This window comes from Mannheimia sp., assembly GCF_056854775.1.
On sequence record NZ_JBXGGI010000147.1, the window covers coordinates 1 to 13,959 of the forward strand.

10 protein-coding genes are annotated in these 13,959 nt (G+C 38.9%); 5 read left to right on the forward strand and 5 right to left on the reverse strand.

All coding sequences use genetic code 11. The features are described from left to right. The coding region (locus ACJHV0_RS10175) for an amino acid carrier protein (RefSeq protein ID WP_483134123.1) at positions 1-839 on the forward strand (839 nt) is incomplete at its 5' end. Positions 840-1,143: 304 nt separating this feature from the next. Beyond that, positions 1,144-2,394, forward strand: a complete 1,251-nt coding sequence (gene pepT, locus ACJHV0_RS10180; RefSeq protein ID WP_483134124.1) for a peptidase T — start codon at positions 1,144-1,146, stop codon at positions 2,392-2,394. 75 nt (positions 2,395-2,469) lie between these two features. On the opposite strand, the gene sucD is transcribed toward pepT, so the two are convergent. From sucD to znuC, 5 genes are all read right to left on the reverse strand, one after another. Beyond that, positions 2,470-3,339 carry a succinate--CoA ligase subunit alpha gene (gene sucD / locus ACJHV0_RS10185; protein WP_025235850.1) on the reverse strand — a complete coding sequence of 290 codons (870 nt, stop codon included), beginning with the start codon at positions 3,337-3,339 and terminating at the stop codon, positions 2,470-2,472. Between the two features lie 8 nt (positions 3,340-3,347). Continuing rightward, the gene (gene sucC / locus ACJHV0_RS10190; RefSeq protein WP_283385970.1) at positions 3,348-4,508 is read right to left on the reverse strand and encodes an ADP-forming succinate--CoA ligase subunit beta; all 1,161 of its coding nucleotides are present in this window, start codon (positions 4,506-4,508) and stop codon (positions 3,348-3,350) included. A gap of 122 nt (positions 4,509-4,630) precedes the next feature. Then, positions 4,631-5,860, reverse strand: coding sequence for a 2-oxoglutarate dehydrogenase complex dihydrolipoyllysine-residue succinyltransferase (odhB, locus tag ACJHV0_RS10195; RefSeq protein WP_283385969.1), 1,230 nt, complete (start codon positions 5,858-5,860; stop codon positions 4,631-4,633). 111 nt (positions 5,861-5,971) lie between these two features. Beyond that, positions 5,972-8,782: a 2-oxoglutarate dehydrogenase E1 component gene (gene sucA / locus ACJHV0_RS10200; RefSeq protein ID WP_483134125.1), complete on the reverse strand. Its 2,811-nt coding sequence runs from the start codon at positions 8,780-8,782 to the stop codon at positions 5,972-5,974. A 157-nt stretch (positions 8,783-8,939) separates the two neighbouring features. Then, positions 8,940-9,755 (reverse strand): zinc ABC transporter ATP-binding protein ZnuC, encoded by an 816-nt coding sequence (znuC, locus tag ACJHV0_RS10205; RefSeq protein ID WP_283385967.1) that lies wholly within the window; start codon positions 9,753-9,755, stop codon positions 8,940-8,942. Positions 9,756-9,906: 151 nt separating this feature from the next. Here znuC and mepM point away from each other — a divergent pair, with 151 nt between their 5' ends. From mepM to recJ, 3 genes are all read left to right on the forward strand, one after another. After that, positions 9,907-11,439, forward strand: coding sequence for a murein DD-endopeptidase MepM (mepM, locus tag ACJHV0_RS10210; RefSeq protein WP_483134126.1), 1,533 nt, complete (start codon positions 9,907-9,909; stop codon positions 11,437-11,439). A gap of 8 nt (positions 11,440-11,447) precedes the next feature. Continuing rightward, positions 11,448-12,131, forward strand: a complete 684-nt coding sequence (dsbC, locus tag ACJHV0_RS10215; RefSeq protein WP_483134127.1) for a bifunctional protein-disulfide isomerase/oxidoreductase DsbC — start codon at positions 11,448-11,450, stop codon at positions 12,129-12,131. An 82-nt stretch (positions 12,132-12,213) separates the two neighbouring features. Further along, positions 12,214-13,935, forward strand: coding sequence for a single-stranded-DNA-specific exonuclease RecJ (recJ, locus tag ACJHV0_RS10220; RefSeq protein ID WP_483134128.1), 1,722 nt, complete (start codon positions 12,214-12,216; stop codon positions 13,933-13,935). The last annotated feature ends 24 nt before the right edge of the window (positions 13,936-13,959 follow it).

Genomic DNA, 13,959 nt, shown 5'->3' on the forward strand with positions numbered 1-13,959 from the left:
TTTCCGGTGGGGTAAAACGTATCGGTAAAGTGTCCGCACAAGTAGTACCAATGATGGCATTATTCTACCTCATTATTGCCGTTATTATTTTAGGTATGAATATTGAACGAGTACCACATATTATCGGTTTAATTATTGAAAGTGCTTTTGACTTCTCAGCCGCAGCGGGTGGTATGTTCGGGGCATTGGTTTCAAAAACGATGTTAATGGGGATTAAGCGTGGCTTATTTTCAAACGAAGCAGGTATGGGTTCTGCTCCAAATTCTGCAGCAACATCAGATGCTAAGCACCCGGCAAGTCAAGGTTTAATCCAAATGTTAGGTGTATTTGTAGATACACTTGTTGTTTGTACCTGTACCGCAATTATTATCTTAATGTCGGATAATTATGGCGGAGAAAGTTTAAGAGGTATTTCTCTTACTCAAACAGCATTGCAATTCCACTTAGGCGAGTTTGGTTTACACTTCTTAGCTTTTGTTATTCTACTATTTTGCTTTACCTCTATTATTGGTAATTATGCTTATGCAGAAACTAACATTCGTTACATCAAAAACAAAGCGTGGTTTGTCTGGAGCTTCCGTGCAGTGGTATTATTCTTCGTTTACTTTGGTGCAGTTCGAGATGGTGGTATTGTATGGGCATTTGCTGATACTGTAATGGCATCAATGGCGGTTATCAACCTAGTCGCAATTTTAATTCTTGCTCCGATTGTATGGGTTATTATGAAAGACTATATTCGTCAACTAAAACAAGGCAAAGAGCCGGTATTTAGAATTGAAGAACACCAAGATTTAATTCACAAAGGTGTTGATCCACTTATTTGGAAGTCAAAAGAGTAATTTAAAGAATAATAGATAAAAGAGGTTTAAGTGCTTATATGGGCTTTAAGCCTCTTTTAGAAAAATAACAAACTAACTTTTTACTTATAATTCTCTCCAATAACTCGCTTAAAATACGTTGTCTTCTCAAAATTTAATTGCATTTTGTAAAAAGTTCTATAAACAGTTTTGTAAACATTCAATAACGAGTAAAAGTGCAGTTATTATGATTTACCTCAACTTCATCAACGCTATAAATTGAATGCACTTATCTAAACTGTTATGTTTAGATGGTCATTAATTTGCCAACACAAAGGAGATAAAGATGGAGTTACAACAACCATTAGTAGAACGTTTTTTTCGTTATTTAGCTGTAAGTAGCCAAAGTAAAGCGTCGGAAACCACAGTACCAAGTAGCGAAGGACAATGGGAATTAGCTCGTTTATTGGTAGACGAATTAAAGCAACTTGGATTAAAAAATGTAGAAATTGATTCACATGCTAATGTAACTGCCATTTGGAAAGGAGCACTGAAAAATGCTGTGCCGATTGGTTTTGTTGCTCATTTAGATACTGTAGATGTAGCTCTTGCAGAAGATATCCACCCACAAATTAAAACTTTTTATGGTGATGATCTGCAATTAAATGAAAAGGAAAATATTTGGCTTCGTGTAGCAGAGCACCCTGAAATCTTACCTTATTTGAATCAAGAGATTATTTTCAGTGATGGGACTAGTGTATTGGGAGCAGATAACAAAGCAGCAATTGCCAACATTATGACTGCACTTTCAGTCTTAAAACAATACCAAATTCCGACAGGCGATATTTACATAGCATTTGTGCCTGATGAAGAAATCGGCGTACGTGGAGCAAAACTATTAGATTTAACTAAATTTAAACCGGATTTTGCGTATACGATTGATTGTTGCGAATTAGGTGAGGTTGTGTATGAAAATTTTAATGCGGCGGCTGCAACTGTAATAATTCAAGGAGTAAGTGCACATCCTATGTCGGCGAAAGGTGTGTTATTGAATCCGATTTTAGTGGCACAAGATTTCATTAGCTTGTTTGATCGTAGCCAAACTCCGGAATGCACTGAAAATAAAGAAGGCTATTGGTGGATAAATGGAATGGAGGCAAATTATACTCAAGCCACGCTGCGTATTGCGATACGTGATTTTGACAAACAGTCTTTTGAAAAGCGTAAAACTTTTATAGAAAACGCAGTGAAAGAAATACAGCTTCGTTATCCTCGAGCGAAAATAGAATGTAAAATCAATAACATCTACGGCAACATTGCGAATAGCTTAACAGAAGATCGCCGTTCCATTGATTTGTTATTTGCAGCAATGGAAGAAATTGGTGTTCCCTCTAAAGTGATACCAATGCGTGGAGGTACGGACGGTGCAGCATTATCAGTCAAAGGTATTACAACCCCGAATTATTTTACCGGGGCACATAATTTTCATTCAAAATTTGAGTTTTTGCCAATCCCATCTTTCGTGAAATCTTGTGAACTAACATTGAAATTAATTCAACTAGCAGCTAAAGGCTTAAAGGCTGAACGAAAAGTATAATTAGCAAACTATATACCAATAAAAAAGCGGTCTAATTTGCAAAAAAACTTACAAATTAGACCGCTTACATTAGGATTAGCCTAAAATTTTGCGTAAGGCTGAGCCGATTTCAGCAAGGCTTCTTACCGTTGTTACACCTGCATCTTCGAGGGCTTTGAATTTCTCATCAGCAGTGCCTTTACCACCACTGATAATTGCACCTGCGTGTCCCATTCGTTTGCCTTTTGGTGCGGTTACACCTGCAATGTAGCTAACCACCGGTTTCGTTACATTTTCTTTGATAAAGGCAGCAGCTTCTTCTTCTGCTGAACCGCCGATTTCGCCAATCATCACAATAGCTTCGGTTTCAGGATCGTCTTGGAAGAGTTTTAGAATATCGATGAAGTTTGAACCCGGAATTGGATCGCCACCGATCCCTACACAAGTAGATTGTCCAAAGCCTTCATCTGTTGTTTGTTTAACGGCTTCATAAGTTAATGTACCTGAACGTGAAACAATACCAATATTGCCTTTTTTGTGAATATTGCCCGGCATAATGCCGATTTTACATTCCTCTGGGGTAATCACACCCGGACAGTTAGGACCGATCATTCGCACGCCTGTTTGGTTTAAACGTTGTTTCACTTGAAGCATATCAAGTGTTGGAATGCCTTCAGTAATACAAACGATCAGCTGAATACCTGCATCAATGGCTTCTAAAATGGCATCTTTACAGCCCGGAGCTGGAACGTAAATGACGGTTGCGGTTGCACCAGTTGCTTCTACCGCTTCACGCACGGTATTAAAAACCGGTAAGTCTAAATGGGTTGTACCACCTTTATTAGGTGAAACACCTCCAACTAATTGTGTTCCATAAGCTAGAGCTTGTTCGCTATGGAATGTGCCTTGTCCGCCGGTAAAACCTTGGCAAATTACTTTTGTGTTTTTATCAATTAAAATCGACATTTTTCCTCCTAATTTGCAGATTTTACCGCTAATTCAGCCGCTTCTTTCAGTGATGATGCCGCTAAAATACTCAGTCCACTATTTGCTAGAATTTCACGACCTTGTGCCGCATTTGTGCCTTCTAAACGGACGATAACAGGCACGTTCACGCCCACTTCGTTTACTGCCGCAATTACACCGTCAGCAATTAAATCACAACGTACGATACCGCCGAAAATATTAACCAGAACTGCTTTTACATTTGGGTCTGATAAAATCAGCTTGAATGCTGCTGCAACACGCTCTTTGGTTGCACCACCGCCTACGTCTAGGAAGTTAGCTGGTTTGCCACCGTAGAGTTTGACGATATCCATCGTTCCCATTGCAAGACCTGCACCGTTTACCATACAACCTATGTTACCGTCTAAAGCAACATAGTTTAAGCTCCATTTTTCTGCTTCGGCTTCACGTTCGTCATCTTGCGAGAGATCTTGTAGTTCTTTAAGATCCGGCTGGCGGTAGAGAGCATTGCTATCGATAGACATTTTAGCATCTAGGCAGAGCAGTTTTCCTTCTTTGGTAACAACAAGCGGATTGACTTCCAATAAGGCTAAATCTTTCTCGACGAATAACTTCGCCAGTTTTACAAAAATATCCGCAAATTGTTTGACTTCATCACCTTTTAATCCCAATTTAAAAGCTAACTCACGCCCTTGATAGCCCTGACCACCTGTGAGAGGATCAATTGTTGCCTTATGGATTAATTCAGGTGTTTTTTCAGCCACTTCTTCAATGTTCATACCACCTGCACTTGATGCCATAAATACCACTTTTTGTGCAGAGCGATCCACCACTGCACCTAAGTATAATTCACGGTCGATATTGCAGGTTTCTTCCACATAAATTGTATTAACCGGTTGCCCGTTAGCATCTGTTTGGAAGGTAACTAAGCGTTTACCTAGCCATTGTTCAGCAAAGGCTTTGGCATCATCAGTATTACTCACTAGTTTTACACCACCGGCTTTGCCCCGACCACCTGCGTGAACTTGGCATTTTACAGCCCATTTTTCACCTTTTAGTTGTGAGATTGCCTCTGCGGTTTCATTTACAGAAAAGCAAGCAATCCCTTCGCTGACAGGCAGCCCATATTGTTTGAATATTTGTTTGGCTTGATATTCGTGTAGATTCATAGAGTTTCCTCGTTGGTTTTTATGCTACTTTTCTTTACTTGTGCGAATTTAAATAACTAAAATTTATAAAAAATAAGTAAAAATAGACCGCTTGTAGTCTTTGCAAGCGGTCAAATTTCAGATTAAATTTCCAAAAGCAGACGAGTTGGGTCTTCTAATAACTCTTTTACAGCCACTAAGAAACCAACAGATTCTTTGCCATCAATTAAACGGTGGTCGTAGCTTAAGGCTAAGTACATCATCGGGCGGATTACCACTTGTCCGTCAATCGCCACAGGGCGATCTTTGATTGCGTGCATACCTAAAATGGCACTTTGTGGTGGATTGATAATTGGGGTAGACATTAATGAACCGAACACACCACCGTTAGTGATAGTGAAGTTACCGCCGGTTAAGTCTTCAACCGTTAATTTGCCATCACGCCCTTTTTCCGCAAGCTCTTTTATTTTCTTCTCAATCTCCGCCATACTCATTTTGTCGCAATCACGTAACACTGGTGTTACTAAGCCGCGAGGGGTAGAGACCGCAATACTCACATCGAAATAGTTGTGGTAAACCACATCGTCGCCATCAATAGACGCATTGATTTCAGGATAACGTTTAAGTGCTTCAACCACCGCTTTAATGTAGAATGACATAAAACCTAAGCGTACGCCGTGTTGTTTTTCAAACTTCTCGCCGTAAGTTTTACGTAGATTCATAATCGGCTGCATATCCAGTTCGTTGAATGTGGTGAGCATTGCCGTTGTATTTTTTGCTTCAAGTAAACGTTCTGCAATACGTTTGCGTAAACGAGTCATTGGGACACGTTTTTCGCTACGGCTACTAAATGCAACGGAGCTTACGGTGTTTTGATTTGTTGCGGATTCTTTTACTTGATTTTGTTGAACTCGTTTTGCGATCTCTTTTTCGATATCTTCACGGGTAATTCTGCCTCCGACACCGCTGCCTTGAATATCAGCCGCTTGTAAATCGTGTTCGGCTAATAAACGGCGAATGGCAGGACCTTGATCGTCTGCGTTAGCGTGGCTGTTTTCAATCGCAGCGTGTTTGCGATCTGACGGAGTGGATTCTGTTTTTTGCTCAATAGTGGCAGAGCTGATATCGCCAGCTTGTGCCGTATCTAATTTACCTAAAACTTGTTTTGACACAACCGTTGCACCTTCCGCTTGTGTAATTTCAACAAGCACACCATCACTTGTAGCAGGCACTTCTAAAACAACTTTGTCGGTTTCAATTTCGACGAGAATTTCATCACGCTTTACACGATCACCCACTTTTTTGTGCCAAGTTGCAACGCTTGCATCAGCTACTGATTCAGGAAGGTCTGGAGTTAAAATTTCAATTGCCATTTCATTATCCTTTTCTTTTAATAAAGGTGTATTTCTACACCTTATACTTAAATTGGTAAATTTTTGTTGAAAATGAACCGCTTGCAGGGCGTATTAGCTACGCCCATCTTTTTAAGCAATCGTTAAAGCATCTTCAACAAGTTGTTTTTGTTGTTTTGCGTGTAGTGATGGATAGCCAACTGCCGGCGAAGCGGATGCAGCTCTACCTGCGTAAGTTAATTTTGCCCCTTCCGGAATAGAAGCTTCAAAGTTGTGCTTACTGCAATACCACGCTCCTTGATTTAATGGCTCTTCTTGACACCATACAAAGTCAGTAACGTGGGCGTAAGGTTCAAGAATTTGTTTCATTTCCTCAAGTGGGAATGGGTAGAGTTGTTCAATACGAATAATCGCAACATCTGTTTGGTTATTCTCACGACGTTTTTCAATCAAGTCGTAGTAAACTTTACCTGAACACATTACCACACGTTTCACTTGTTTCGGATCGATATTATCAATTTCGCCAATCACATTTTTGAATGAACCATTAATGATTTCATCAAGTGTTGAAACCGCAAGAGGGTGGCGTAGTAATGATTTTGGCGTAATCGCAACTAATGGACGACGCATTTTGCGAATTGCTTGGCGACGTAACATATGGTAAACCTGAGCCGGTGTTGATGGCACACAAACTTGGATATTTTGTTGTGCACAAAGTTGTAAATAACGCTCAACACGAGCAGATGAGTGTTCCGGACCTTGACCTTCATAACCGTGAGGAAGAAGCATTACTAAACCACACATTCTGCCCCATTTTTGTTCGCCAGAGCTGATGAATTGGTCAATTACAATTTGTGCCCCGTTGGCGAAATCACCAAATTGAGCTTCCCAAATGGTTAAGGTTTTCGGATCGGTTGTCGCAAAGCCATATTCAAAGGCGAGAACCGCTTCTTCTGAAAGTACGGAATCCCATACTTGGAAACGACCTTGATTTGCGTGTAATTGTGTTAATGGAACATAGCCTGTACCATCATTTTGGTTATGAATAACGGCGTGGCGATGGAAGAATGTACCACGGCCGGCATCTTCACCTGATAAACGAACGTGTGTGCCTTCATCAAGCAAGGTTGCATACGCCATTGTTTCTGCCATACCCCAGTCGAATAATTTCTTGCCCTCGTACATCTCTTTACGATCAGCGTAGATTTTCTCAACACGAGAGTGAGCTTTCAATGATTCCGGATATTCACAAACACGCTTAGCAATAGTTAAGAAGCGATCTTCCGGGAATTTGCTCTCATAAGGTGCAGTCCAGTCATAATTGAGATATTGCAACCAATCAACTGCCGCCATATCTAATTCACGCCATTCAGGTACAACACGCTCACCATTATCTAACGCATCACGATAAAGATTTAGCATTTCAATTTCTTGATCGCTGGTTAATACCCCTTCTTCAATTAAGCGGTCAGCATAAACTTTACGTGGTGTAGGGTGTTTTTTGATAATGCTGTACATCATTGGCTGGGTTGCTAATGGCTCATCGGCTTCGTTATGACCGTGGCGACGATAAGAGATTAAATCAATGAAAATATCACGTTTAAATTTAGTGCGATATTCCACTGACATTCTTGCTGCAAAAGCAACCGCTTCCGGGTCATCACCGTTTACGTGAATAATCGGTGCTTGGATCATTTTCGCAATATCGGTACAGAACTCGGTTGAGCGAGTGTCGTTCGGGTTAGAGGTGGTAAAACCGATCTGGTTATTAATCACAATACGGATTGTTCCTCCCACTTTATAACCACGGGCATTTGCCATATTTAAAGTTTCTTGCACCACACCTTGACCGGCAACGGCAGAGTCGCCGTGAACAGTTACCGCTAATACTTTTTCGTGTTCGGTATCACGCATACGTTCTTGTCTTGCACGAACAGATCCAATTACCACAGGGCTTACGATCTCCAAATGCGATGGGTTGAATGCTAAAGTGAGGTGAACATTTTTATCATCTACCGCAAAGTTAGATGAGAAACCTTGATGGTATTTCACATCACCTGTACGGCTTTCATCAGCGTGTTTACCTGCAAATTCATCAAATAATTCCGCAGGGCGTTTACCGAATACGTTCACTAACATATTTAAACGACCTCGGTGTGCCATACCTAATACGACATCTGTCATTCCTTGACGGGAAGCGTGGCGAATAATTTCTTTCATCATCGGAATGAACGCATCACTTCCTTCTAAAGAGAAGCGTTTTGCACCCGGGAATTTTGCTCCCAAATAACGTTCTAAACCATCAGCAGCCGTTAATTCAGTGAGTAAATTGAGTTTTTCTTCTTTGGTGAAAAGAGGTTTATTTAACACACTTTCCATTTTAGCTTGTAACCAGTTACGCTGTTCAATATCTTGAACGTGCATAAATTCTAAGCCGATAGGACCTAAATAAGTTTCTTTTAATGCCTCGTTGAGTTCGCTGAGCTTCATTGTCTCTTTATTATAAACATAACGACCAACGGCAAAGGTTTCGTTTAGATCTTCATCGGTAAAACCGTGATATTTATAATCTAGCTCAGGCACACTGGAGGTTTTCCAGCGGTAATAGTTAATAGGGTCAAGTTTTGCTTCTAAATAGCCTCTGAAACGATGTGCGTTAATCCATTGAAGTAAACGAACTTGCTTTGCTCCTGCTTCTGGATCAACAACAGTTACGGATTGTGGTTGTTGTTCGCGGGCTAACTTACGGAAATACTCACGTACTTTTGAATGGGGTTGTTCAATATGAGAGGTTTTAGGGAATGAATCAAAAATGCTTCTCCAGCTTTCATCAACGCTTGCCGGATTTTCTAAATACTGTTCATAAATTTCTTCGACATAAGATTGGTTTGAACCGCCGAAAGGGGATGACGCAATCCAATCATCAAAATGTTTATATTGCATAAAGACCTGACCTATTTATGGTGTTGAAACATAATCTTATTATACTTCAAATAAAGTAAAGAAAATGTGATATAAGTCTGATTTTTACATAATTGTTTACTTACAAGCGGTTATTTTTAGCAAATTTTTTACAAATTCTAAACAATGCAAGGAAATTTTAGCGGTTACACTCACATTTTTCTAAACAAACATCACCGTGTAGATTGTGATGGTGGTTATGGCGGTGTGAATAGAACGCTACATTACGAGCAAATTGGTCTCCAAAGAAGTGAATAAAACTAGGATCATTCGTAATCACTTCTGGCGTACCGGCACAGCAGATATGTTTGTTTACACAAAGCACCTCATCAGTATTTGCCATTACAATGTTTAAGTCGTGCGAAACCATTAAAATAGCACAGTTCAACCAAGAGCGAGTTTGATTTAATAGTTGATACAGTTCGGTTTGCCCTGTAATATCTACCCCCTGCATTGGCTCATCTAATACTAATAGATGTGGTTTATCTAAGATAGCTCGAGCGAGTAAAACACGTTGAAGTTCTCCACCGGACAGCTTTTGCATACTATTATGTGCCAGATGGCGAATAGCAAAGAGAGATAATGCTTCCTCAATCATTGCTTTATTAGTATGGGGCTTTAGCCCGAGAAAATGCGTAACTGTTATCGGCATAGAAGGGTCTAAATGTAGCTTTTGCGGGACATAGCCAATTTTTAGCCCTTTTTGGTGAATAATTTGTCCTTTAGTTGGCGTAATTAATTTTAGCAACACTTTCAATAATGTGGATTTACCCCCACCATTTGGACCTACTATGGTTGTAATAGAGTTAGGATAAATTGATAGATTAATGTTTTGTAACGCTTTTTGACCATTAAAGATTACTTCAATATCTTTTAGCGAGACTAAAGGTTGAGTTTTTTTTATCAACGTAAATTGCGTTGTCGTTGGATTAGGGGCTAGTTGGTTAATTTTCATTACTACAAAAAATTTGAGAGTATTGAAATAAAATTAGCGGATTTTTTATCTTCTGACAATAGAATAAATGAATTTTTTCTTGGTAAAATAGTCTATCAAGAGATTATGTAAATTTTAGTAAATAAATTAAAGAAAAATAGCAGGATATAATTTGCAGCACGTAATTTTAGCAAGAGATCGTAAACGGCATAAGAAACACTTGAAAATAGTGATTTTTTTATTGGCTGTTTTTAGTTTACTTGTCGGTATTGTTCTCGCATTAAAAGAACAATCTTCAATAAGTATGATGGCTACACGAGAAAATGTAGTTGTTTTAGATAAGCAAGATGAAGAATATCAAAATACTTCAAGTGGTAAAGTTGAGTTACAAGCAGATAACATTGAGAAAAATACGGGTTTTATTGAGTATATTACAGATTTAATTACTCAATCCTCTCTTTCTATAGAAAACGAAGAAATTGTTTTTGAAGATCAAACCGCGACATCTTATGAAGATGATTTAACTAATGAAGACGATGAAGTTGAAGAACCTATTGATACGGCAGATAATGTCAATACAGAAGGGCAACTTCCGGCAGAAGCAGAGAAAGTGTTGGAGGATATTCTTGATGTAGCAGATCAGGCATTACGAATTCAAGATCAATTTAGTTATACGGTTGCAAGAGGAGATAAACTAAGAGACGTATTGGAGCAATCAGGTTTAAGTGCTTCAGTTGCCTCTAATTTAGTTAAACAACATTCATCATTAGCACAATTAGAAGCCGGACAGCAATTTTATTGGGTGCTAGATAATGAAGGTGAGTTAGAATATTTAAACTGGTTAGTTTCTGAGAAAGAAGAACGTGTTTATGAACGCCAAGCCAATGGTAAATTTACCTACCAAAAATTTGAGAAAAAAGGCGAATGGAAGTTAGACGTTGTGCGAGGTACGATTCAGAACAGCTTTGCTACGAGTTTAAAAGCGGTTGGACTATCTGATCGCCAAATCAACCAATTAGCGGTAGGATTACAATCGCAAATTGCAACGAATAAGCTGAGAAAAGGCGATAAATTTGCCATTTTAATTAAGCGTGAATATATAAATGGTAAAGTAACAGATTTAGGAAATGTGGAAGGTATTCACGTTATTAGCAGTAAAAAAAGCTATTACGCTATTCAAGCAGATAATGGGCGATATTATAGCAGACACGGTGAAACATTAAGTGGTGGCTTTGCTCGACACCCATTATTGTATGCTGCAAGGGTAACATCTTCTTTTAACCCTAAACGTAAACACCCAATTACAGGTCGGATTAGCCCACATAAAGGTGTGGATTACGGATTGCCAATTGGCACGCCAATCATTGCACCGAGTGATGGTGTGGTTGAACACGTGGCTTATCAAGCTCGTGGAGCGGGGCGTTATATCAAAATCAAACACGGGCATATTACCACCGTATATATGCACTTAAGCAAGACGTTAGTCAAACCCGGACAAAGTGTGAAAAAGGGAGAGCGTATTGCACTATCAGGCAATACAGGTGGTTCAACCGGTCCACATTTACACTATGAATTTCATATTAACGGACGACCGGTTAATCCAATTACGGTCAAATTACCAGGTTCAAGTTCGGGTATGAATAATAAAGAACGCCAAACATTCTTAAATAAAGCGAAGAGTGTGGAAGCAAAATTTAAAATGTAAGGAATCCAATGAAAACAAATATTATTGCGTTAAGTTTGATCGGTTTGTCAACCTTTACCTTTGCATCTGATGCAAAACTGAAGAATCAGCTTGAAAAAATTGGGGCAACAGAGGTTAAAATTTCTGAATCACCATTATCAGGTTTTAAAATGGCAACCTCAAATGAAGGTATTGTCTATATCAGTGAAGATGGTCGATATATCATTCAAGGTAAAATTTTTGAGCTAAAAAACGGCAAAGCAGTTGATATAACCAATCAAGGTTTAATGGCAGTGCTAAATTCTTATGCGAATGAAATGATTATTTATCCTGCCAAAAATGAAAAGCACGTTGTAACGGTTTTTATGGATATTACTTGCCATTATTGCCATCTGTTACATCAAAAGATTACAGAATATAATGATTTAGGTATTACTATTCGTTATTTGGCGTTTCCCCGTGGTGGAATGAATACACAAACCGCAAAACAAATGGAAGCGATTTGGACTGCTCAAGATAAAATGAAAGCCTTAAATGATGCGGAAAATGGCAAGTTACCAACCCAATTAAAAACACCTGAGATTGTGAAAAAACATTACCAACTAGGCGTTAAGTTTGGTGTAACAGGCACGCCTAATATTGTTACCTCAGAAGGCGAATTAATCGGTGGTTATGTCGAGCCGAAAGAATTAGCGAAAATGTTAAGTGAATAACTGATAGATAGAATACAAGCGGTCATTTTTTGTAAAAAATTTGCAAAAAACGACCGCTTGCTATTATAAAAAGAAAATTATCGTGGAAAAACTAATTAAAAAACGTCCTTTATTAACAACAGCAACCTTATCTGAAAATTCTTTATTGAATCGAATTTATCAAAGTCGGGGTATAAAAACGACGAAAGAGCTAGAGCATAATCTCCAACATTTACATAGACCACAACAATTGGCTAATATTGAACAAGCAGTGGATTTATTAACCAACGCGTTTGATGAACAAAGTCGTATTGTAATTGTTGGCGATTTTGATGCTGATGGAGCAACCAGCACGGCACTTGCCATAATTGCGTTAAAACAGTTGGGCTTCCAGCAAATTGATTATTTGATTCCGGATCGTTTCTCACAGGGTTATGGTTTAAGTGTTGCGGTGGCAGAAATGGTATTAGCAAAAGGAGCTGATTTAGTTTTAACCGTAGATAATGGTATATCTTCGTTTGAAGGTGTTGAGTTACTTAAACAACACGGTATTCAAGTTTTGATTACCGATCATCATTTGCCACCTGAAACATTACCCAATGCGGATGCAATGGTAAACCCTAATTTGCCGTTTTGTACTTTTCCGTCCAAATCATTGGCGGGTGTTGGGGTCATTTTTTATGTGATGATGGCTCTTCGAACACGAATGCGTGAGCAACAATACTTCCAGAATAAAGTAGAGCCAAACTTTGCTGAGCTTTTGGATTTAGTAGCATTAGGTACAGTGGCTGATGTTGTGCCACTTGATCAAAACAATCGCATTTTAGTCCATCAAGGATTACAACGAATGCGTTCAGGGCATTGCCGTTTGGGGATAAAAGCTTTAGCAGAAGTAAGCAAAAGGGAGCTTTCAACATTGCAAGCTGCTGATTTAGGTTTTGCTGTTGCACCAAGATTGAACGCCGCAGGCAGGCTGGAAAATATGTCGTTAGGGGTTGAGTTACTGATTTGTGAAAATATGGAACTTGCTCGTCAACTAGCTCTTGAACTAGATTCTTTGAACCAAACTCGAAAAGAATTTGAGCAGGAGATGAAAACAGAAGCTCTGGCGATTTGTGCAAAATTACCGTTACTTGCTCAGTCAGAACAAGCTCACGGTATCGTGCTATATCAAGCAGATTGGCATCAAGGTGTAATTGGTATTTTAGCTTCTCGAATTAAAGATCAATTCAATCGCCCTGTGATAGCTTTTGCACAGGAAAGTGAAGAAAGTGAATATTTAAAAGGATCGGCTCGATCTATTTCGAGCGTGCATATGCGAGATTTACTCGAATATATTGATATGCAATATCCCGAATTAATCGAAAGATTTGGTGGACACGCTATGGCAGCCGGCTTGACTATTCACTATTCAAAACTAGAGCTATTCAAACAATTGTTTGATCAGGCAATTAATGAAAGAGTTGAGCCGGAACAATTACAAGGCATAGTTTATACTGATGGCGAGCTTTCAGCAGATGAATTTACCATTACCAGTGCAGAAATCCTTCATAGTGCAGGACCTTGGGGACAGAACTTTCCTGAACCCAGTTTTGAGGGAGAATTTAGTGTACTTCAACAAAAATTGCTGGCAGGTAAGCATCTGAAATTAATGTTACAAACGGATAGAGGGCAATTATTAGACGCCATTTGGTTTAATGTTGATGTTAGAATGTTTCCAGACTTATCGATTAAAAAAGCTAAAGTTGTATACAAATTAGATATCAATGAATTCAGAAATAACAAAACTTTACAATTGAAGGTAGAATATATGTATTATCTTTAATATTACTTTACATAAATTTAATAG